Origin of the sequence: Rhodococcus sp. NPDC059968 (assembly GCF_042738615.1) — a bacterium.
GTDB lineage: Bacteria > Actinomycetota > Actinomycetes > Mycobacteriales > Mycobacteriaceae > Rhodococcus_F.
Genome location: NZ_JBHWUE010000012.1, coordinates 83,826 through 105,512 on the forward strand (window position 1 = coordinate 83,826; position 21,687 = coordinate 105,512).

Sequence of the window (21,687 nt, forward strand, 5' to 3'; positions counted from 1 at the left end):
GTGATGACGAACGCGATCATCCAGGGCTTACCGTCCACACACGGTGACCACTACCAGCTGAACACCACCACCCTGATCCGGCACTCGGCCCGCACCTACCCGGAACAGCAGATCGTGTTCCGCACCGCGGACGGCGGGTGGGACCGCTACACCTACGCCGACGCCTACCGCCGGATCCAGCAGGCGGCGAACGTCCTGACCCGGCTCGGGATCGGGCCGGCCGACATGGTCGGCATCCTGGACTGGAACAGCAAGCGGCACTACGAGTTGTACTGGGCGATACCGGGTATCGCCGCGGCGATGCTGCAGATGAACCTGCGGCTGTCGTCCGAGGGCCTCGCGTACGTGGTGGGCCACAGCGACGCGCGCTTCATCTTCGTCGACGAGTCCCTGCTGCCGGTCGCCGAAGCCCTCGCCCCGAACGCACCGAACGTCAAGGGCTGGGTGCTGATGTCGGACAAACCGATGTCGCAGATCAGCACCACGCTCGAGAACGTCCACCACTTCGAGGACCTCATGGCCGAAGCGAGCGAGGTGTACGACTGGCCCATGATCGACGAACACGCCACCTACAGTGCGTGTTACACCACCGGAACCACGGGGCGGCCCAAGGGAATCTACTACTCCCACCGCGGAATCTACCTGCACACCATGAGTCAGGCCGCCGCGCTCGGCATGAGCGCGGACGACGCCGTCATGCTCATCACCCCGATGTTCCACGGACAGTCGTGGGGGCTACCGCAAACCGGCACCTACACTGCCGCGAAGATCGTGCTTCCCGGCCGGTACATGGCCGAGGACACGTCGGTACTGGTCGACGAGATGATCGCGGAAGAGGTCACCGTCGCCAACGGTGCGCCGGCGATCTTCGAGCCGATGCTCGACTACATCAGGACCCTGCACGTCAAACCCGATTTCCGGCGGACGAAATTGCTCTCCGGCGCCACCGAACCGCCCCTGTCGATGATGCGCGGCTTCCACGACCTGACCGGGGCCGACATCCTGCACGGCTACGGCGCCACCGAGACCACGCCCTTCGTCACCGCCAACGGTGCGATCAAGCCGTCGCTGCGCACCACGCTGACCGACGAGCAGAAGTGGGATCTCAAACGCTCGCAGGGTCTTCCGGTCAACGGCGTGGACATCCGGATCGTCGACGCCGACGGCAACGACCTCCCGCACGACGGACAGGCGCAGGGTGAGATCCTGCTCCGCGGGCCCTGGATCATCGAGCGCTACCACAAACTCGACGACGACAGCGACCGCTTCCAGGACGGGTACTGGCGGAGCGGAGACGTCGGCAAGATCGATGCCCATGGTTACCTGAAACTGACCGACCGGATCAAGGACGTCATCAAGAGCGGCGGCGAATGGATCTCGTCCATCGACATGGAGAACGCGATCGTCGCCCACCCGAAGGTCGCCGAAGCCGCTGTTGTCGGCGTCCACCACCCGCGCTGGCAGGAACGGCCGGTGGCACTGGTCGTCACCACGAACGGCGACGACCTGCCGATCGAGGAGATCCACCGCGTCCTCGACGGGTCGTTCGCCAAGTGGCAGCTGCCGGACACGGTCGTCTTCCTCGACCACCTACCGCGAACCAGTGTCGGCAAGCTCGACAAGAAGGCGATGCGCGCAGCGCACGCCGACATCTACAAGGACACCCTGTGAGTGACACACCGGCAATTCTCGTCACAACCCGGCAGGGCGGCATCGCGATCCTCGAGATCAACCGCCCCGCTTCGAAGAACAGCATGAGCAACGATCTGCTCGCCGCGATGGCCGCAGAGTTGCGCGCCCTCCGGCACGACGACGACATCCGCGCGGTGATCATCACCGGGGCAGGCGGAACCTTCTGCGCCGGCGCCGACATCACCGGCTTCGACACTCTCCGCGACGCCGCGCTGCTCGGCGCGCGGGAGGAGTTCGGGGGCACGTTCTGGTCCGACCTGGCGGCCTTCCCCAAACCCGTTGTCGCCGCCATCGAGGGGTTGGCGCTGGGCGGCGGGTGCGAACTGGCCCTCGCCTGCGACATCGCCATCGCCGGCGAATCCGCGAAATTCGCAGTGCCCGAGGTCAAGCTGGGAGTGATCCCCGGCGCCGGGGGCACCCAGCGTCTGGTCGGTGCGGTCGGAAAGTCGAAGGCCATGGCAATGTTGCTGTCCGGTGACTTCCGCACCGCCGACCAAGCCTGCGCCGCGGGCCTGATCGCCGAGACGGTCCCGGACGGTGAGGCGCTGGCGCACGCCGTTGCTCTCGCGCAGCGGATCGCGAAGAATTCCCCACTGGCGGTGGCGCTGGCCAAGGACGCCGCCCTGCGCGCACTCGAGACGTCTCTGAGCCAGGGCCTCGAACACGAAAAACGCAACTTCCACATCGCCGTACGGTCTGCGGACTGTCACGAGGGGCAGTCCGCGTTCCTCGCCAAACGCGCTCCCGCCTTCACCGGAAAGTAGAACCCGACATGTCTGAACTGTTTCCCGACTACCGCTCCCCGTGGGAGAACGAGGACCAGCAGGTGCTGCGGAAGCACGCCGCCGAGTTCTTCGGCAAGGAATGCACACCCCACCAGGAACGCTGGGCCGCGCAACACCAGGTCGACCGTGACTTCTGGAACAAAGCTGGTGCCGCCGGTCTGCTGTGCCTCGACCTTCCCGAGGAATTCGGTGGTGGCGGTGGCAACTTCGGCCACGAAGCAGTCGTCCAGCAGGAGTTGACGTTCGCCCACGATTCCGCCTTCGGGTTCGGGGTGCACTCCACGATCGCCGCCCACTACATCTCGGCGTTCGGCACCGCCGAGCAGCGGGCGCGGTGGCTGCCGAAACTGGTCACCGGTGAGCTGGTCCTCGCCATCGCGATGACCGAACCCGGCACCGGATCGGATCTACAGTCGGTGCGAACCACCGCCATCCGCAACGGCGACGACTACGTGATCAACGGGTCGAAGACGTTCATCTCCAATGGCTCGCATTGCGATCTGCTGATCATCGTCGCAAAGACCGACGCCGCCCTCGGAGCGAAAGGCATCTCGCTGCTCGTCGCCGAAACCGATGGCCTGCCCGGCTTCGAACGCGGTCGCGTCCTGCAGAAGATCGGTCAGCACGGTCAGGACACCCGCGAGCTGTTCTTCACCGACATGCGTGTTCCCGTCGGCAACCTCCTCGGTGAGGTCGAGGGCCAGGGCTTCTACCAGTTGATGCAGCAACTTCCACGGGAACGGCTGAGCATCGGCATCACAGGAGTCGCCATGGCCGAGGCCGCCGTCACCGAGGCCATCCGCTACGCCAAGGATCGCTCCGTGTTCGGCAAGTCGGTCCTCGACTACCAGAACACCAAATTCGTGCTGGCGGAGTGCAAGACGGAGGTCCTGGCCGGCAAGACGCTGATCGACCACTGCATCCAGCGGGCCATCGACGGCACCCTCGACGCCGCGACCGCGTCGATGGCCAAGCTGTGGGGATCGGAGAAGCAGTGCGAGATCGTCGACCGCTGCCTGCAGATCTTCGGCGGCTACGGCTACATGATGGAATACCCGATCGCCCAGATGTACACCGCGGCACGCGTGCAGAAGATCTACGGCGGCACCAACGAGGTCATGAAGGACCTCATCGCCCGCACCCTCTGACCCGCCCACTTCGTTCGTCCCTCATTACTTCACAGGAGTACACCCATGAACATTTCCGGCACCACCGCCCTGGTCACCGGCGGCGCATCCGGCCTCGGTCTGGCCACCGTCACCGCGCTGGCGAAGTCCGGCGCCCGAGTGATCGCGCTCGACCTGCCGTCCGCCGACCCGGCCGACCTCACCGCACTCGGCGAGTCCGTGCAGTTCGTGCCCGCCGATGTCACCGACGAAGCCGCGGTCACCGAGGCCGTTGCACTGGCCAATATCGACCGCGGACTGCGGATCGTGGTGAACTGCGCCGGAATCGGCAACGCCGTCAAGACTGTCGGCAAGGACGGGCCGTTTCCCCTCGACGCGTTCGAGCGCATCATCAAGGTCAACCTCACGGGGACCTTCAACGTTATTCGCCTCGCCGCCCACGCGATGTCGCAGAACGAGCCGGTCGCAGGTGAGCGCGGAGTCATCGTGAACACCGCGTCGGTCGCGGCGTTCGACGGGCAGATCGGACAGGCCGCCTACTCCGCGTCGAAGGGCGGCGTCGTCGGGGCCACCCTGCCCATCGCGCGCGACCTGGCGTCGCTGCAGATCCGGGTGAACACCATCGCCCCCGGTCTGTTCAAGACCCCGCTGCTCGCCACCCTCCCGGAGAAGGCGCAGCAGTCGCTCGGCGCCCAGGTCCCGCATCCCAGCCGACTCGGGGACCCCAGCGAATATGCCCACCTCGTCGAGGCGATTGTCACCAACCCGATGCTCAACGGCGAAACCATCCGCCTCGACGGTGCCATCCGCATGGCACCGCGGTAGCGAAGTCCCGGCAACGAAGGAGCAGCACGTGGCAGAGGCATACATCGTGGACGCAGTTCGGCCCCGGTCGGCCGACGCGGGGGTGGCCTCGCCGGCGCGCACCCGGTCGACCTCGCGGCGCATGTCATCCGAACCCTGATCGGGCGCAACGATTTCGACCCAGCTGTGGTGGACGACGTGATCCTGGGGTGCCTGGACACCATCGGGGCACAGTCCGGCGACATCGCCAGGATCGCTGCGCTCGGCGCCGGATTGCCGGAGTCGGTGCCGGGGGTCACCGTCGACCGGCAGTGCGGGTCCTCCCAGCAGGCGGTGCACTTCGCGGCGCAGGCCGTGATGAGCGGGACCGCGGACATCGTCGTGGCCGGCGGCGTCCAGAACATGAGCCAGATCCCGCTGATGTCGTCCGTCACGGCCGGCGAGCCGTACGGCGCCACCGACCCGTACTCGGGTTCGAAGACGTGGACGGCCCGGTACGGCGGCGAAGAGATCTCCCAGTTCCGGGGCGCCGAACTGATCGCCCGGCAATGGAACTTCGACCGCTCCGCGATGGAGGCCTACGCCCTCGAAAGCCACCGCCGGGCCGTGCACGCCCTCGATCAGGGGTACTTCGAGGCCGAAATCGAACCCTTCGACGGCGTCGCCGTGGACGAGTGCCCGCGCGCGGACACCACGGCGGTGAAGATGGCCACACTGCCCACGCTGACCCCGCGGGGGCAGCTGACCGCCGCGGTGTCCAGCCAGATCAGCGACGGCGCCTCGGGGATGCTCATCGCCTCCGAGTCGGCGGTGCACCGATTCGGCTTGACCCCGCGCGCCCGCGTGCACCACATGAGCGTGCTCGGGGCGGATCCGATCATGATGCTCGCCGCCCCCATCCCGGCGACGCGCCGGGCCCTGGACCGGTGTGGTCTGTCCATCGACCAGATCGACGCCTACGAGGTCAACGAAGCCTTCGCGCCCGTCGCGATGGCCTGGCTCCACGACATCGGAGCAGATCCGGAACGGCTGAATCCCAACGGCGGCGCGATCGCCCTCGGCCACCCGATCGGGGCGACAGGCACCCGGCTGATGACCAGCCTGCTGCACGAATTGGAACGCACCGGCGGGCGGTACGGACTCCAGACCATGTGTGAGGGCGGCGGCCAGGCGAACGTCACCGTCATCGAACGGCTCGGCTGACGTCCCTCGGCCGGAACGACAGTGCGGGTGCACCGGAGGGTGCACCCGCACTGGTTTCTGTCGTGGTCGGTGACCGGCGGGCCGTGCCGAGGTCACGACTTCGGATCAGGAGACTCCATGCCCACCACCAGAACCGGCCGATCCGCGACCGGCGCATCCGGGCCGGCCAACTGCTCCCACATCGTGTTGATCATCGGCGCGAGGAACAGCTGCCCGAGTTGACGCACGAGGACCTCGACCACCTGCACGCTGTCCCGCTTCTTCGTCGAGGCGACACCGGAGTCCCGTAACTTCGTGATCTCCGCGTACGTGAGGTCGGTCAGACGCTCGACTAGACGACCCCTCGGGCCGGCCGGATCGAGCAGTGCACGCCGAATGTAGTTCACGACAGTCGGATTCGCCTCCAGCATCCGGCCGACCGCCTCGTCGCGCGCCGACGCCACCTCGGCCGGCGACCCCGCACTCGCCGCCCCCGCGATCGCCGTCGCGAAATAGTCGATGACCAACTGCTCGACGGCATCTCGGATACCGGCTTTGGTCTTGAAGTGATGCTGCACCAGCCCCACCGTGACTCCCGTGGCCGCGGCAACCGCCCGCATCGACACCCGATCCTCCCCGTCGCGGGAATACAGATCGAGCGCCGCATTACGAATACGGGCTTTCGCCGTCAGGTCCGCATCGCTGGCACGTGGATCAACCAGGGGTTCCATCGTTCACCTCACCTCTCCTCCGCGTCACTATACAGCTGATCAACAACCAATACGATTGGAAGCGCTTCCGCCACGCGTAGCCCGCTCGCCCCACGGGGATAGCGCGACGGTTGGGGCCCCACGGAAGCTCCGATCGGACATGATCAGATCGTGGCGACCTTCAACGACTACGACACGTACGCGTCGGCGTATCACGCCGACACCGAGGACAACGTGTACAACGCGTTGTACGAGCGACCCGCGACGTTGGCGCTGGTCGGCGACGTCGCAGGCAGGAAAGTACTGGATGCGGGATGCGGCAGCGGTGCGCTGTCGCAGGCACTCGTCGCCGCCGGTGCCGCCGTGACCGGCGTCGATCTCAGCACGGGCCTGCTCGCGATCGCCCGGACGCGCCTGGGTCCCGACGCGCCGTTGATCCGGGCGGATCTCAACCAGCAGTTGCCCATCCGGTCATCGACCTTCGACGTCGTCGTCGCATCGTTGGTGATGCACTACGTCCACGATTGGTCGAGACCGTTGACCGAATTTCGCCGGGTACTCGTGCCAGGCGGGTTCGTGGTCATTTCGACGCATCACCCGTTCGTGGACTTCAGGCTTGCCGGGCACGGCGACTATCTCGGAACGTACGAGTTCACGGAGGAATGGGTGAAGTCCGGCGAGACCTTCCACATGAAATTCTGGCACAGGCCGTTGCACGCCATGTTCGACGCATTCACCGCAGCAGGATTCACCGTCGAACGCATTTCGGAGCCGCGGCCCGGTCCAGCGGTGCGCGATCGCTCCCCCGAACACTTCGAGCTGCTCAGCCGTGAGGCGCCGTTCATCTTCTTCACCCTGCGCGTCAGGGAAGATGCATCAGCTTCCTGGCGAGGGTGAAGAGGCGGCGCGCCAGCCTCACCACGGGCAGGCCCAGAGGAAGCAGGATGACCGTCACGCAGAGCACCCCACCGACGAGCCATACCACCGCCGCGACGATGCCCAGCACCGTGCCGAGTATGGCCGTGAGTATCCCGAGTACCACGTCGAGCAGGCCCCGTAGTAATCGCATGACGACCTCCTGACCTCCCGGTTCCAGTCTGCGCGCCGACGGGCCGAAGCGCACCTCTGAAGCCGCCCTCCGGGGCGGGAATACCGCTGCACCGAACACCGTTGAAGGGCGCGACGGTGTTCGACCCAATGCCCCGGGTACCACATGAAAAATTGTCGCTTCGAGCGACCACTTGCCGAGAGGCGCACTGGCGGGCACCGTCACCCCTATCGTGTCAGACCTACATTGCGTAGCGTGCCAGGGAAGGAAGTGAAGCCGCTGACACCGTCAGGTGCCGGCGGCTTCTTGCGTGCGCTGGGCATGTTGCGCTACGCCACCCGCTCCAGCGCGCGCACGTCGGCATCGAGCTTCCGGTACAGCCAGTACACGGCGACGAACGCGAGGCCGGAGGCCGCGCACAACCCCAGGACCGAATCGCGCACGAGGGGAAGCTCCGCAGGCTCAAGGGTGCTGAATCCGGCGAGCACCCCGACGAGCGGCACGGACGCCGTCACCGCCAGATAGACCGTCGTTCTTCGACGCAGACCGCGAAGGACGACGGCGTCGTGCGCAGTCGTGAGGCCGTGGCGCAGATAGATGGGGTAGACACAGCGAACGACGTAGAACGTCGACAGAAAGAACGTGTAGGCGACGGAGATGGTGCCCGCCACCAGAACAGTCGTCGCCGCATGGACCATCAGCCGGGCCGGGAGGTCGGTGAACCAGCGAAGAAACGTCACCCCCGCCACGGAAGCGCAGACCGCGAAGACGAAGGTGTTCAGCGCACACATATCGCCCCAGACCAGTGTTCGCGACCGCACCCGCGCGAGGACGGCCTCGTCGTAGCGTTTGCCCTTACGCAAACCGCGAGGAACCGCGAGCAGATCACGCGACATGTAGGCGTAGATGAGGACCGCCAGCGGCCAGGCACAGAGATTGAAAACGATAGTGCTCGTGTAGAGCCTCGAGTAGGTGGCATCGGAGAGGCGCTCGTTGAGCAGTTCCTGGAGGTGCACAGCCAGATAGATCGTCGCCAGGCCGATGCCGACCAGCGAGGACGACCACAGGACGGGAGTGGGAAATCGCGACAGTCGCGCCCGCCAGCTGTTCGGGGGCGGATACACCAGGTCGCGGGACCGCTCTTCGAGGCACAGGTCGAGTTGCTGGGCCAGTTCCGAACCGGACGGGTAGCGGTCGTCGCGGTCCGGCGACAGACACTTCAGAAGCACGCGGCGCAGCGCCATGGGGCAATCCGGCGGAAGCTCCGACAGGAACTTCGCCTCGACGGGCCTGCGCCGCAGTTCGAGCATGCGGCCCAGCGACGTCTCCGACTCGCCGGCGGACGTCTCGTCCGCGAAGGGACGGCGTCCCGTGAGCAACTCCCACAGCATGACAGCGAGCGCGAAGATGTCGCTTCGCGTGTCGAGGTCGGCGGCGGTCGCCGGCGAGCCCGGATGGCAGGCTTCGAGCTGTTCGGGCGACATGTATGCCAGCGACCCCCCGAAGTACGCCAGCGGACTCGTACCCTTGATGCGATTGCTGGCGCTGACGTTGAAATCGGCCAGCTTCGGAATTCCCTCGGCGCTCAGCAGCACGTTCGCGGGTTTGATGTCTCGATGCAGCACCCCCCGCTCGGATGCGTGCTGAAGCGCGTCCGCGAGTCGGCGGCCCAGCCAGGCGACAGTCTCCGGCCACGTCAGTGAGGCGGCCCGTGTTCGAACAGCGGATTCGCTGGGCCGAACTTCACCCTTGGCGGCAAGGACCCCGTCGACGGCGTCGAGCAGTAGTTGACCACTGCGGTGTTCCGCAGGCGTCGAGCGCAGCAAGTGCACCACGTCGAGCAGCGTTCCTCCCGGTAGGTACTGCATGTAGAGCAGCTTCAGCTCGCCGTCGGCGATCAGTCGCTGGTCGAAGATCCGCACGATGTATTCGTGGTCCAATTGGGCGAGCGTTTGAGGCTCGATGCCGTGGTTATGGGAAATCTTGACCGCGACCAGTCGCTGCATCGACTGTTGCCGAGCCAGATACACCTGAGCGAAGGCGCCGGACCCGATCTTCATCAGGAGGTCGAAATCGTCGACACGGTCGCCGACATCGATGTTGCCCAGAACAACTTGCGCCCTGGGGCGAGCAATCATCGTGCTGCAGTAGTCACCCATGAGCGCGTCGAACTCCGGGCCACCCGCCGTGGTGGCCGCCTCAGCGGCCACGGTTGCCGTATCGACTCCGTGCGCACTTCGGCGCAGGGCGTGGAATTCCTCGTAGACCAGGTCGGCAGGAAGCGGACCCTCCTGCAACTCTGAGAACTCCGCACGGTATTCGGTCAGTCGTTTGGGGAAGCAGTGGCGAACCCAGCGGTATTCGAGGTCGATCTTGATCAGTTCGATCAGAATCGAACGCCGCTCCGCCTGTTCACGGGGTAAGAACGCGGACAGGTCAGGCGGAGACCCGGACCCCCAAGCCTCTGAAAATCGTGCCACGACGGTGGCAAGCGCTGTGCGGGTTCGTTCGGCTGATTCGACCAGATCGGTCGGCTCGTACATCGGTCGCTCGGAGTGCGGCCCGGGCGATCACACGGCGACTACGCGCGATGTGGCCTTGTGTCGTTGTCGACCCACATTGTGTCCTTCCGCCGAATCCCCGCTCAAGGGTATCGCTCCGATACGAGCGCATGGGCGGCGAAAGTGGATCGGCCACGGCAGTGGCGACTGCACAGCCGAAGCCGACCGTCGTCGAGTGTTTGCCGGCACCTGCGCCGATGCAGCACCAGACCCACCGTGTGCGAGGCACGATAGATCGGGAGGTTGGCGCCGCGGACACGGTCTCAGCGGCAACCACCGACGGCGATCGTGAGGGTGGTCGAATGAGCAACACGACTTCTGTCGTGGGCCGACGGGTGCTGGGGCTGGTGTTCTTCCTCGTCCTCGCGCTGTTCCTGGCACTCTCCGTGGGAATGTTCGACAAGACCTTCACCAAGGTCGTCAAGGTCGACCTCGTCACCGACACCGCCGGAAACGCACTGCCGCCCGATGCTGACGTGAAGGTCCGTGGCCTCATCGTCGGCGAGGTGCGCTCCGCGTCCTCCCAGGAGGACGAGGTCACCCTGGCTCTCGCGATCCAGCCGGACAAGGCGCAGCTGTTTCCGTCCACCGCGACGGCGCGGCTGCTGCCCAAAACGCTGTTCGGTGAACGGTACGTGTCGCTGATCGTTCCGGACGGCGACACCGCTCCGCCGATCCAGGCCGGAGATACGCTGCGTCAGGACACGAGCGGCAACGCCGTCGAGGTCGGCGAGGTTCTCGACGGTCTGCTGCCGCTCCTGCAGGCGATTCCGCCGCACGAGCTGGCGAACACGCTCGGCGCGCTGTCCCAGGGATTGAGTGGCCGCGGCGCCGAACTCGGCCTGACACTCGACCGGCTCGAGGAGATCTTCGGCGGCCTCGACACGGAACTTCCCGCCATCCAGGAGGATCTGCGCGGTCTGGCGGACTTCTCGCAGACGTATTCCGAGGCGGCACCCGACCTGGTCGACGCCCTCGACAACCTGCGTACCACCGGGAACACGGTCGTCGAGAAACGAGGTGAGATTGCGCAGCTGCTCGCGACACTCACCGGAACGAGTTCGTCCACCGCGGACCTCTTGCAGACCAACGCCGAATCGATTGTCAGTATCGCCGCAGATTCGCGTGAGGCACTGCAACTCCTCGGCCGCTACTCGCCGAGCTTCGGCTGCACTCTGGCGGACTTCGTGAAGGCCGAACCGATAGCCCGAGAACTGCTCGCCCTGGACGATCCATATCCCGGCGGTCGCGGTTCTGTTCAGTTCATCAACCCGAAGGGTCGGTACCTGCCCAACCAGGACGAGCCGCGCCTGCTCGACAACCGCGGACCGGCTTGCTACGACGACGTCACCGCACCCGGCGGGAATTTCCCGCAATACCCGGGCGGATCGTTCAATGACGGCTCCTACCAGGTGCCCTCGCGGAATCCCGGCCGCTCGACCATCGACTTCTTCCCGGCGCCCGGCGGGGTCCCCGATCAGGTCCCGGGGTACGGAGCCCAGATCACGCCCGCAAGTTACGCGGGTTCGACGATGGAGCAGGACACGCTGGACGTCGTCTACGGCGAGGCCGGTGGCATGGCGCCGGAGGACGTGCCGAGCTGGACGACACTCGTGGGCGCCCCGACCATGAGGGGAACCGAGGTGGCCTTCAAATGACGACGTTCCGGGGACCGTCGCCCGGCCCCCGGAAGGCAGATCGTCAGATCGCCGCCGCGAGGACCTCGACTCCAGGTCCGTCGAGGTCGTCCAGCGCCACCCTCCGACCGGAGACGGCCAGGAGGAGTGAAAGTGCGGCGCCGCTCACCTCGGGACCGTCGCCGATCGACACGTCGGCGTCCGCTGCCGTCAGCCGGACACGGGCCACGAGTCCTTTGGCGCCACCGAAGGACGCCGGGGTGCGCGTCTGTAGGCGGAGCGATCTGCCGACGGCCTCCGCCGGGTAGACGCGGGTGAGTCCCAAGGGCCGACGAATGTCCTCACCGTGGACGATCTCCTCGACGAGCCGGCTGTCGAGGGATGCCGGAGGCGTCGACGTGCGCGACGCCACCTGACGAAGCCGCTCCAACGTCTCCCGCGGTGAGGCACCGCGCTCGCGTTCCACGCCGCGTGCGTTCTGCCGGTCGAAGTCGAACCGCGCGCGAGCGAGGCCGATCATGAAACCGAGGCGCGTCGTCCGAGCCGTGTCGACCAGGTGGGCGACCACGTCGTGCACGCTCCACTCGCCGCAGAGCGAAGGCTCGTCCCACCGCGCGGCGTCGAGGTTCCCGAGGTCGTCGATCAGCGCCGCACGCTCCGCGTGCACCATCGACCAGACATCTTCCACAGTTCGCTCCTTCGGTCGGCCACATCGTGTGCAAGGTACGACCCGTCGAGCCGCGGAAACTCATCGCTGCTCGAGGAACAAACGAATGAGAGCCGACCCACGTGGTCAGCTGTCGATGGTGAGCAGGTCTGCGAGGTTGTCCAGGCTTGCCCGCACCGTGCGTGAGTACGCCTTTGCGACTATCGGGTCAGCCAGCTTGCCGAAGATGCCTCCGAGGCCACTTTCGCTGTCGGTCCGATAGGTGAACAGGGTGCCGCCGTCGACTTCCTCGAGCCTCGTCGTCGCAGTGAAGCCGACCTTGCTCTCCACCGACTTGGACGTGGCCACCTTCAACGGCTCGTACTCGACGAATTCGGTAACCCAGTCGAGCCGCCTACCCAGAATGCGGGTTACCCCGCGCCACCGGGTACCCACCCCGAGTTCCCCGTCGGTGAGCTGCTCGCATTCAACGGTGGACGCCTCCCACGACGGCCAGTTCTCCGCAACGGTGACAAAGCTCCACACTTCCGACGCAGGACGGGCAATGACAACGGACTGCTCGACAACCGGCATGGTGATCATCCCTTTGTTGGTGGCTGGATCGGATTCGACCTGCCTCTTCCCGCTCCTCACTCGATGTGGGGCCAGAAGACTCGAGACCGGTCTGTTTGATCTTCCCCTCTGTGCCGGGTCGCTGTCACTGATGGTTAGCGCATCAAAGCGCTGGTAGACGGCGTTGACGAAAGAGGTCGCACAAGGGACGGCCACCTCGACCTTGTCCAATCACATCGCCAAAGCGAAGTGGCAACGGGAACGGCTCTACAGCGAGACTCGTCGCCGACTTGCCGAGCGGCCCGAACACCGCATCCGGCGGCACTTCGGTGCGCCTCCAGGGAGTCGGTGTGATTTGGGCGAATCACGCTGTCCCATGCCTCGAGCGGAACGGCGACACTTGTATTTCTTCACGCACTTTCGGGTCTGACGGCCGAGGACCCGACCGACTCTCGGGTCAAGGCTGGGGAGCGTCACAGGCTTCGGTGTGGCCGTCGAACGCGCACAGGTGGCTTGGCTCCGGTCCCCCGAACAGTGCGATCGCCAACCCCAGAACGCCTACACCGCCGGCCAACGCCGCACCGAGCATGAACACCTCGCTCATCAGACCCTCCCCTCACGTCCTGTCCCATTACAGCAGGCCCCCATTCGGCCTCGGGCTCCGGCCTGCCGGAGAGATCGCAACTCCCCTTCAGCAGGATTCGACGGCATCGACGCGACGTGCGGTTGTCGACGGGAGGAGCGCGAGGACGAGTGCCAGCACCATCAGCACGAGGACGAGCACGGCCACGTAGACCCATTGTCCGCTCGCCCAGGCGATTCCGCCGATCCAGCCGAACAGGCTGGACCCGGCGTAGTACGAGACGTTGTACAGCGCCGTCGCCTGTGCGCGACCCGTTTTCGCGTGGGCGCCGACCATGCCGGATGCGACGGCATGGCCGACGAAGAGTCCACCGGTGATCGCGGCCACGCCGAGGAGTATCAGGACCAGCGGTCCGGCGACGCTCAGCAACGTCCCGCCGGCCATGAAGGTGCACGCCAACACGAGCACAGTGCGGTGACCGAGCCGGCCCACCAACCAGCCGGCGGCGCGAGAGCCCGCCGTGCCCGCCAGATAGGCGAGAAAGATCAGCGACACCACCGTGGGCGCGAGGTGGTACGGAGCCGCCTCGAGGCGGAAGGGGAGGTAGTTGAAGACAGCCACCATGCCACCGACGAGAAGCGCACCGATGCCGAACAACGCCAGCAGACGGGTATCGCGCAGGTGGATGGCAAGAATCCCCGCGGACGGGACCGGCGATCGCCGGCCCCGTCCGGTCGGTAGCAGCGCGATCAGGATCGTCATCAGGATTGCCAGACCTACGCCGAGGATCGCCAGTGCCGGGCGCCACCCGAGGTGGTCGGCGACCGGGACGACCAGAAGGCGACCGCTCAAACCACCCAAAGATGTTGCTGCAATGTAGGAACCGGCCAATGCTGCGGTCCGCGCCGGTGCCCCGACCTCGTGGAGCAGTGTCATCGCCAGCGCTGGTAGCCCACCGAGCGCCACGCCTTGGACGAACCGTCCCGCCACCAGGGCGTCGAACGTCGGGAGCCACGGGACGGCCACGGCGAGCAGTCCCGCGGTTGCCGCCGAGTACCGCATCGCGGTGGGGCGCCCCACTCGATCCGAGAACCGGGCCCACGGCAGAACCGACAGCGCCAGCCCGAGCGTTGCGGCCGAGACCAGGAGAGAAGCCTGTGCCGGGCTCACGGACGCGTCGTGCCCGATCTGTGTAAGCAGCCCTTGAGGCGCGTACATCAAGGCAAAGGTCGCCACTCCGGCACACCACAGGGCCGCCGAGAGTCGGCGGTCCGGATTTCCCGGCGGCGGCGTGTTCTGGAGGGCAGCCGCTGCGCGGATGTCCTTCTCCGTGAGGTGTATGGCGGACATGAAGTCGACGTTAGATCCGAGGCACTGATGAATCCAATGCAGAACTATCCACCTACTCATACAGTTGAGTTATGAATAGCGAGGCCGTCAAGGCGCTGTTGCCGCATCTTCCCGTCCTCGTCGCGCTCGGCGAAGTCGAACATGTGACTGTCGCTGCCGCGATGCTCGGGATGCCCCAGCCCACGGTCAGCCGGATAGTCCGCCGACTCGAAAAGCAACTCGACATCCCGCTCCTGGAACCGGACGGCCGCGGCGTGCGCCTGACCGACGCCGGCCGGACACTGGTGCCCTACGCGCAACGCGCACTCGAGGCGGTGGTGGACGGCCTCGACGCCGTGCAGTCCGAAGACCGACAGGCGCGGGCCACGGTTCGCGTCGCCTTTCAGATGTCGCTCGGCGAGCACCTCGTGCCCGAGTTGATTCGCACCGTCCGCGCGACGGATCCGACGATCCGGTTCGTCCTCAGCCAGGGCGCGCGCCGCACGTGCCTGGACGCCCTCCTCAACCGCGAGGCCGACATCGCGCTCGTCTCCCGTCTCATCCCACCGCCGGAGGGCCTGACGGTCACGCCGCTGTTCGAACAGCCGCTCGTCGTCCTGGTGCCCTCCGAGCACCCGCGAGCCGCCTCGACCTCGACGACGATCCGTGACCTTGCCTCCGAGCCGATCGTCACGCTCAAGCCAGGCTACGGACTCCGAGGATCCCTCGACGACCTGTTCGCGCGAGCCGGCGCCCTACCCACGATCGCGTTCGAAGGAGAGGACCTGCACACCGTGCACGGCCTGGTCGCATCCGGCTTGGGCGTGGGCATCGTGCCGGCCACGGACACCTCCCCACCCGGGTGCGCGCAGATTCGCCTCGACGATCCCCGAGCCTTCCGCGACATCGGTGCCGCGCGCCTACCCGGTCCCCCGAGCGCCGCGGTCACCACGGTTATCGCCGCCCTCACGACGCTCACCTCGACCGAGAGCAGGGAGACGACGTGAATCGCGAACATCTCCAGCTCGATTACGGCCTCCGTTTCGACTGGGGCCTGCCGGGGGCGAAAGCCATCGGCACCGCCGCCGACGTCGCGGTCGTGGTCGACGTCCTGTCGTTCACCACCACCCTCACCGTTGCGGTCGACGCCGGCATCGACGTCCTGCCCTACCGGTGGAACGACGATTCCGCGGAACGCTACGCCCGTGATTCGGACGCAGTCCTCGCCGTCGGACGCAGTCGGACTGCGAACGGGCAGATCAGCTTGTCGCCGAATACGATTCGACGGACCGCGGCTCCGCGCAGGTTGGTGCTTCCCTCGCCGAACGGGTCGACCATCAGCTTCGAGCTCGGCGCCGGAACCGGCGTGTGCGTCGGAGCGTCCCTACGGAATGCGACCGCGGTCGCCGGCTGGATCGCCCGGCACTGCACATCGACGTCGGTGGTGTCGGTGATCGCCGCCGGGGACTCCGCCCGGCGTGGCGTCGCGGACACCCTCCCTCAATCCCTCACGGTGTGTGCGTCGGGACGGGAGTTGTGTGCCGCGGGATACCCGGAAGACGTCGCAATCGCCGCCGAGGTGGACCGGAGCACCGCCGTCCCGGTCCTCGAAGATCGGGTCTTCCGAACGGCTTCGCCATAGAGTGAGCGCCATGTTCGATACCTGGGACGCCGACGCTCCCGGAGTCCTGCGCCTGCCCTCCGGGCGTCTGGTTCGCGGCCGGGCGCTGAGGCGACCACTCCCGGACGGTCCCCTACCCGATTTCGCCGTGTACCTGCTGGGGCGGACGCCGCCGCCGGTGCAATGGGACTCACGGTGGGTCCGCTGGCCCGATTTCGCATTGCCGCGGGGCCGCGACGACACCCTCGAAGCGCTGGGTGAGGTGTGGCGCCGCGCCGCGACGGAGCGGGTGGAGGTGGCGTGTGGGGGCGGTCGCGGCCGCACGGGCACAGCCCTCGCCTGCATCGCGGTGCTCGACGGGGTCCGGGCGGAGGACGCCGTCGCGTACGTCCGGCAGCACTACCACCGTCATGCGGTCGAGACGCCGTGGCAGCGGCGGTATGTCGGACGGTTCACCGCGGCACCGACCTCCTGACACACCCACCGACACACGAAGACGCCGACGGCCCCGCACGAGAATTCGTGCGGGGCCGCCGACGTGATGACTGGGAGAAGGCTACTTCTCGGCAGCCGCCTCTTCGCTCTGCTCGGCCGGAGCCGCAGCGCCGTCCTCTTCGACGGGGATCAGCGAGATCTTGCCGCGGTTGTCGATATCGGCGATCTCGACACGCAACTTCGAGCCGACGCTCACGACGTCTTCGACCTTGGCAATGCGCTTGCCGCTGCCCAGCTTCGAGATGTGCACCAATCCGTCGCGGCCGGGGAGGAGCGACACGAACGCACCGAAGGCGGTGGTCTTGACGACCGTGCCCAGGAAGCGCTCGCCGACCTTCGGCAGCTGCGGGTTGGCGATGGCGTTGATCATGTCGATCGCGGCCTGCGCGGACGGGCCGTCCGTCGCACCGACGAACACGGTGCCGTCATCTTCGATGGAGATGTTGGCGCCGGTCTGCTCGGTGATGGAGTTGATCATCTTGCCCTTGGGGCCGATGACCTCACCGATCTTGTCGACGGGGACCTTGATGGCCGTGACGCGCGGGGCGAACGGGCTCATCTCGTCGGGGGTGTCGATGGCCTCGGCCATGACCTCGAGGATCGTCGCGCGCGCGTCCTTGGCCTGCGACAGCGCGCCGGCGAGGACCTTGGACGGGATGCCGTCGAGCTTCGTGTCGAGCTGCAGGGCCGTGACGAAGTCCTTCGTGCCCGCGACCTTGAAGTCCATGTCGCCGAACGCGTCCTCGGCACCGAGGATGTCGGTGAGTGCGACGTAACGGGTCTCACCGTCGACCTGGTCGGAGACGAGGCCCATGGCGATACCGGCGACCGGAGCCTTCAGTGGCACACCGGCGTTGAGCAGTGCGAGCGTCGACGCACACACGGAGCCCATCGAGGTGGAGCCGTTGGAGCTGAGTGCCTCCGAGACCTGACGGATGGCGTACGGGAATTCCTCGACGCTGGGCAGGACGGGCATGAGGGCCCGCTCGGCCAGCGCGCCGTGACCGATCTCGCGGCGCTTCGGCGAACCGACGCGTCCCGTCTCACCGGTGGAGTACGGCGGGAAGTTGTAGTGGTGCATGTACCGCTTGGTCGTCTCGGGTCCGAGAGAGTCGACCTGCTGCGCCATCTTCACCATGTCGAGGGTGGTGACACCCAGGATCTGGGTCTCGCCGCGCTCGAACAGAGCGGAACCATGTGCACGCGGAACGATGGCGACCTCGGCCGACAGCGAACGGATGTCCGTGATGCCACGGCCGTCGATGCGGAACTGGTCGCGCAGGATGCGCTGACGGACCAGCTTCTTCGTCAGCGAGCGGAATGCCGCGCCCAGTTCCTTCTCGCGACCCTCGAAGTTCGGGGCGACCTGCTCGAGGACCTCGACCTTGATCTCGTCGGTCTTGTCGTCGCGCTCCTGCTTGCCCGCGATGGTCAGTGCCGCGCTGAGCTTCTCCGCTGCGGCGGCCTCGACGGCTGCGAACACGTCGTCCTGGTACGCCGGGAAAACGGGGAAGTCACCGGTGGGCTTGGAGGCCTTGGCCGCAAGCTGCTGCTGCGCGGTGCAGAGGCGGGCGATGAACGGCTTGGCGGCCTCGAGGCCCTCGGCCACGATCGACTCGGTGGGAGCCTGCGCGCCACCGTCGATCAGGGAGATCACGTTGTCGGTGGCCTCGGCCTCGACCATCATGATCGCGACGTCGGCGTCGTCACCGCTGCCGGAGACGATGCGGCCGGCGACGACCATGTCGAAGACGGCGTTCTCGAGCTGCTCGACGGTGGGGAATGCAACCCACTGGCCGGCCTTGTTCTCGTCCGACGTGATGAGCGCGACACGCACACCACCGACGGGTCCGGAGAACGGCAGTCCGGCGATCTGGGTGGAGGCGGACGCGGCGTTGATCGCGACCACGTCGTACAGGTCCTGCGGGTTCAGGCTCATCACCGTGACGACGACCTGGATCTCGTTGCGCAGACCGTCGACGAACGACGGGCGCAGCGGGCGGTCGATCAGGCGGCAGGTCAGGATCGCGTCCGTGGAGGGGCGGCCCTCACGACGGAAGAACGAACCGGGGATGCGGCCCGCCGCGTACATGCGCTCCTCGACGTCCACCGTCAGGGGGAAGAAGTCGAAGTGCTCCTTGGGGTGCTTGCTCGCGCTCGTCGCGGACAGCAGCATCGTCTCGTCGTCCAGGTAGGCGACGACGGCGCCGGCGGCCTGCTGCGCGAGGCGGCCGGTTTCGAAACGAATGGTGCGGGTTCCGAAGGACCCGTTGTCGATCACGGCGGTGGATTCGAACACGCCCTCATCGACCTCTACTGCGGAATTCTCTGTCATCTCTTCTTTTCACTTCCCTCTCGTCTTCGCCGTACCCGCGGGGGCGTTCTCACCCTCCTGGCGAGAACTGCGCACCTGAGGGACATCCCCCTCTCGAGTTCTCGGGATGTCGCTGTGCGGAGGCGGCCGTCGATCGAAGTCCCCCGGACCGTGTCCGGAAGACCACTACCGAAGACCGACACCACATTCTCGGGTGCATACGGTAGTGCTGCCCTCGGCAGCTAACGCCGATAGCCAGCGAGGCCCAGTCTAAGCAAGGCCCCGCCGGCTACCGGAGTGATTTGCGATCGAAATGACCGCTGTGTGCGAAACTCAGCGACGCAGGCCGAGACGCTCGATCAGCGAGCGGTAACGCGCGATGTCGACCTTCTGGACGTACTTGAGCAGACGACGACGGCGTCCGACCAGCAGCAGGAGGCCGCGGCGGGAGTGGTGGTCGTGCTTGTGCATCTTGAGGTGTTCGGTGAGATCGACGATGCGCTTGGTGAGCATGGCCACCTGCGCCTCCGGCGAACCGGTGTCGGTCTCGTGCAGGCCGTACTCGCTCAGAACCTGCTTCTTTTCTTCGGTGGTCAATGCCACTGGTTCACTCCTGGTGATGACGTTCGCGTGCAAGGATCGAAACTCGGCGCGGCCACCGCGAACCGCAGCGCACGCCAGCGGTCTACTTTACCAGCTGAAATGGGACGGCTTTACCGCACGTCCTCCGACGCCGCCAGGATCGCGCGCGCACGCTCGGCGTCCTTCCCCATCGCGACGATCAGGTCGTCGACCGAATCGAATTTTTCCATCCCGCGGAGGCGCTCGACCAGATCGACGGCCACGTGCTGGCCGTACAGGTCGGCTTTGCGGTCGAGGACGAAGGCCTCCACGGTGCGCGTCCGCCCGGAGAACGTGGGATTGGTGCCCACCGAGACGGCAGCCATGTATCGCTCGCCTGAGGTGACCATGCCCAGGTCGACTCCGTGTCCGAGCACGGTGAACCAGGCGGCGTACACGCCGTCAGCGGGAATCGCTGCGTACATGGGCGGCGCGACGTTCGCGGTCGGATAGCCGAGCTGCCGTCCACGACCGTCTCCGTGGACGACGACACCCTCGACGCGGTGCGGGCGGCCGAGGGCCTCCGTCGCGGCCGCCATGTCGCCGGCGTCCACGCACGAACGGATGTAGGTGGACGAGAACGTGACCGCATGCTCTGCGAGCAACGTCACACCGTCGACCGCGAACCCGAACCGGTCGCCGATCTGACGCAGCAGGTCGACGTTGCCCGCGGCCTTCTTCCCGAACGTGAAGTTCTCACCGACGACGACGTCCGCCACGTGCAGGCGCTCCACGAGGATCTCGTGGGCGTAGCGCTCCGGCGTCAGCTTCATGAATTCGGCGGTGAACGGCATGACGCAGAACACGTCGATGCCCAGCTCCTCCGCGAGCTCCGCCCTGCGGGCGAGCGTCGTGAGCTGGGCGGGATGACTGCCCGGACGAACCACTTCCATCGGATGAGGATCGAAAGTCATGAGCACGCTGGGTATTCCACGCGTGCGGGCAGCCGCCACCGCTCGACTGATCAGTTGGGCGTGACCTCGGTGCACGCCATCGAATACGCCGATCGTGAGAACACAACGACCCCAGTCGGCAGGAACCTCGTCGAGACCACGCCATCTCAGCACGAGTGGCAGCCTACGGTGCCGCGCGCCGATGTTCATCTCCGGACCGGGTGTCCGGCCGCCCCGCGCGCCGGGGAAGCGCCACGACCTCGCGGTTCGCGGTCGCCGGGGCCGTCACCCGGCAACGGATCAGGTGTGTCGATGTGTCTCGCCGGTAAGACTTGCCTAAGCTCGTTGGCGTGGCCGTGAACAAGAATGACCAGAGCGTGACCGAGGATTCGACCTCCGAGACCGGGGCTCTCTCGGCAGTGGCGCAGGACTACCTCAAGGTCATCTGGACCGTTCAGGAGTGGTCGCAGGAGCGGGTGTCCACGAAATTGCTCTCCGAGAAGATCGGGGTGTCGGCGTCCACCGTGTCGGAGGCCATCCGGAAGCTGTCCGACCAGGGCCTCGTCGATCACGCCCGGTACGGGTCCATCGCCCTCACCGAGGCGGGGCGCGTCGCCGCCGTCGGAATGGTCCGCAGGCACCGCCTCATCGAGACGTACCTGGTACACGAACTGGGGTACGGCTGGGACGAGGTGCACGACGAGGCGGAGGTACTCGAACACGCCGTCTCGGATCTGATGATCTCCCGGATGGACGCCAAGCTCGGCCATCCCGAACGCGATCCGCACGGCGATCCGATTCCCGCGGTCGACGGCTCGGTGCCCACTCCCCCGGCGCGTCAGCTCAGCGACTTCGTCAACGGCGAGAGCGGCCGCATCGCCCGGATCTCGGACTCCGACCCGGCGATGCTGCGGTACTTCGACTCGGTCGGGGTGGCACTGGACGTCACGGTCACGGTGCTGGAGCGACGCGACTACGCCGGAACCGTGTCGATCCGGCTCGGCGCGCATGAGGACTCCATCGAGCTCGGAAACCCCGCAGCCCAGGCCATCTGGCTGGTGTGAGC

The 21,687-nt window shown here is 66.6% G+C and carries 20 protein-coding genes and 1 pseudogene; 11 read left to right on the top strand and 10 right to left on the bottom strand.

Annotated elements, in window-relative coordinates:
* Positions 1-3: 3 nt before the first annotated feature.
* The 5 genes and pseudogenes from ACFWAY_RS13705 (at position 4) to ACFWAY_RS13725 (ending at position 5,611) form a co-directional block, all read left to right on the top strand.
* On the top strand, positions 4-1,671 hold the full coding sequence (locus tag ACFWAY_RS13705; protein WP_378510950.1) for a long-chain-fatty-acid--CoA ligase: 1,668 nt from the start codon (positions 4-6) through the stop codon (positions 1,669-1,671).
* Complete coding sequence (locus ACFWAY_RS13710; protein WP_378450317.1) at positions 1,668-2,456, top strand: enoyl-CoA hydratase/isomerase family protein; 789 nt, start codon at positions 1,668-1,670, stop codon at positions 2,454-2,456. Before ACFWAY_RS13705 ends, ACFWAY_RS13710 begins: the two co-directional genes overlap by 4 nt.
* An 8-nt stretch (positions 2,457-2,464) precedes the next feature.
* Positions 2,465-3,625, top strand: a complete 1,161-nt coding sequence (locus ACFWAY_RS13715; protein WP_378450316.1) for an acyl-CoA dehydrogenase family protein — start codon at positions 2,465-2,467, stop codon at positions 3,623-3,625.
* A gap of 45 nt (positions 3,626-3,670) precedes the next feature.
* On the top strand, positions 3,671-4,429 hold the full coding sequence (locus ACFWAY_RS13720) for a 3-hydroxyacyl-CoA dehydrogenase (protein ID WP_378450315.1): 759 nt from the start codon (positions 3,671-3,673) through the stop codon (positions 4,427-4,429).
* 28 nt (positions 4,430-4,457) lie between these two features.
* A pseudogene (locus ACFWAY_RS13725) lies at positions 4,458-5,611 on the top strand (acetyl-CoA C-acetyltransferase).
* Positions 5,612-5,703: 92 nt separating this feature from the next.
* On the opposite strand, the gene ACFWAY_RS13730 reads toward ACFWAY_RS13725, so the two are convergent.
* Positions 5,704-6,321: a TetR/AcrR family transcriptional regulator gene (locus tag ACFWAY_RS13730; protein ID WP_378510951.1), complete on the bottom strand. Its 618-nt coding sequence runs from the start codon at positions 6,319-6,321 to the stop codon at positions 5,704-5,706.
* Between the two features lie 150 nt (positions 6,322-6,471).
* Here ACFWAY_RS13730 and ACFWAY_RS13735 point away from each other — a divergent pair, with 150 nt between their 5' ends.
* Positions 6,472-7,197, top strand: coding sequence for a class I SAM-dependent methyltransferase (locus ACFWAY_RS13735; protein WP_378450312.1), 726 nt, complete (start codon positions 6,472-6,474; stop codon positions 7,195-7,197).
* On the opposite strand, the gene ACFWAY_RS13740 is transcribed toward ACFWAY_RS13735, so the two are convergent.
* Positions 7,163-7,369 carry a hypothetical protein gene (locus ACFWAY_RS13740; protein ID WP_025432377.1) on the bottom strand — a complete coding sequence of 69 codons (207 nt, stop codon included), beginning with the start codon at positions 7,367-7,369 and terminating at the stop codon, positions 7,163-7,165. The two genes, ACFWAY_RS13735 and ACFWAY_RS13740, sit on opposite strands and share 35 nt — an antisense overlap.
* 308 nt (positions 7,370-7,677) lie before the next feature.
* Entirely contained in the window at positions 7,678-9,891 is a 2,214-nt protein-coding gene (locus ACFWAY_RS13745; protein WP_378510952.1) for a serine/threonine-protein kinase, read from the bottom strand.
* A gap of 320 nt (positions 9,892-10,211) precedes the next feature.
* Here ACFWAY_RS13745 and ACFWAY_RS13750 point away from each other — a divergent pair, with 320 nt between their 5' ends.
* Positions 10,212-11,567 carry an MCE family protein gene (locus ACFWAY_RS13750; RefSeq protein ID WP_378510953.1) on the top strand — a complete coding sequence of 452 codons (1,356 nt, stop codon included), beginning with the start codon at positions 10,212-10,214 and terminating at the stop codon, positions 11,565-11,567.
* A 43-nt stretch (positions 11,568-11,610) separates the two neighbouring features.
* Here ACFWAY_RS13750 and ACFWAY_RS13755 read toward each other — a convergent pair whose 3' ends face one another.
* The 4 genes from ACFWAY_RS13755 to ACFWAY_RS13770 all read right to left on the bottom strand — a co-directional run bounded on the left by ACFWAY_RS13755 (position 11,611) and on the right by ACFWAY_RS13770 (position 14,758).
* Entirely contained in the window at positions 11,611-12,234 is a 624-nt protein-coding gene (locus ACFWAY_RS13755) for a maleylpyruvate isomerase family mycothiol-dependent enzyme (RefSeq protein ID WP_378450309.1), read from the bottom strand.
* Between the two features lie 105 nt (positions 12,235-12,339).
* Positions 12,340-12,795, bottom strand: coding sequence for an SRPBCC family protein (locus ACFWAY_RS13760; RefSeq protein ID WP_378450409.1), 456 nt, complete (start codon positions 12,793-12,795; stop codon positions 12,340-12,342).
* 427 nt (positions 12,796-13,222) lie between these two features.
* Positions 13,223-13,369 (bottom strand): hypothetical protein, encoded by a 147-nt coding sequence (locus ACFWAY_RS13765; RefSeq protein ID WP_378450308.1) that lies wholly within the window; start codon positions 13,367-13,369, stop codon positions 13,223-13,225.
* A gap of 87 nt (positions 13,370-13,456) precedes the next feature.
* Entirely contained in the window at positions 13,457-14,758 is a 1,302-nt protein-coding gene (locus ACFWAY_RS13770; RefSeq protein ID WP_378510954.1) for an MFS transporter, read from the bottom strand.
* 11 nt (positions 14,759-14,769) lie between these two features.
* Between ACFWAY_RS13770 and ACFWAY_RS13775 the strand changes: the two genes are divergently transcribed.
* The 3 genes from ACFWAY_RS13775 to ACFWAY_RS13785 are packed head-to-tail and all read left to right on the top strand — an operon-like array spanning position 14,770 to position 16,773.
* Positions 14,770-15,684 (top strand): LysR family transcriptional regulator, encoded by a 915-nt coding sequence (locus tag ACFWAY_RS13775; RefSeq protein WP_378510955.1) that lies wholly within the window; start codon positions 14,770-14,772, stop codon positions 15,682-15,684.
* Positions 15,681-16,319, top strand: coding sequence for a 2-phosphosulfolactate phosphatase (locus ACFWAY_RS13780; protein ID WP_378510956.1), 639 nt, complete (start codon positions 15,681-15,683; stop codon positions 16,317-16,319). The genes ACFWAY_RS13775 and ACFWAY_RS13780 overlap by 4 nt, the downstream gene beginning before the upstream one ends.
* A gap of 10 nt (positions 16,320-16,329) precedes the next feature.
* Positions 16,330-16,773 carry a protein-tyrosine phosphatase family protein gene (locus ACFWAY_RS13785; RefSeq protein WP_378510957.1) on the top strand — a complete coding sequence of 148 codons (444 nt, stop codon included), beginning with the start codon at positions 16,330-16,332 and terminating at the stop codon, positions 16,771-16,773.
* Positions 16,774-16,854: 81 nt separating this feature from the next.
* Here ACFWAY_RS13785 and ACFWAY_RS13790 read toward each other — a convergent pair whose 3' ends face one another.
* The 3 genes from ACFWAY_RS13790 to ACFWAY_RS13800 all read right to left on the bottom strand — a co-directional run bounded on the left by ACFWAY_RS13790 (position 16,855) and on the right by ACFWAY_RS13800 (position 20,795).
* On the bottom strand, positions 16,855-19,128 hold the full coding sequence (locus ACFWAY_RS13790) for a polyribonucleotide nucleotidyltransferase (protein ID WP_378450303.1): 2,274 nt from the start codon (positions 19,126-19,128) through the stop codon (positions 16,855-16,857).
* Between the two features lie 312 nt (positions 19,129-19,440).
* Entirely contained in the window at positions 19,441-19,710 is a 270-nt protein-coding gene (gene rpsO / locus ACFWAY_RS13795; RefSeq protein ID WP_015890377.1) for a 30S ribosomal protein S15, read from the bottom strand.
* Positions 19,711-19,820: 110 nt separating this feature from the next.
* The gene (locus ACFWAY_RS13800) at positions 19,821-20,795 is read right to left on the bottom strand and encodes a bifunctional riboflavin kinase/FAD synthetase (protein WP_378510958.1); all 975 of its coding nucleotides are present in this window, start codon (positions 20,793-20,795) and stop codon (positions 19,821-19,823) included.
* Positions 20,796-20,971: 176 nt separating this feature from the next.
* On the opposite strand from ACFWAY_RS13800, the gene ACFWAY_RS13805 reads away from it, so the two are divergent.
* On the top strand, positions 20,972-21,685 hold the full coding sequence (locus ACFWAY_RS13805; RefSeq protein WP_378510959.1) for a metal-dependent transcriptional regulator: 714 nt from the start codon (positions 20,972-20,974) through the stop codon (positions 21,683-21,685).
* Positions 21,686-21,687 lie beyond the last annotated feature (2 nt).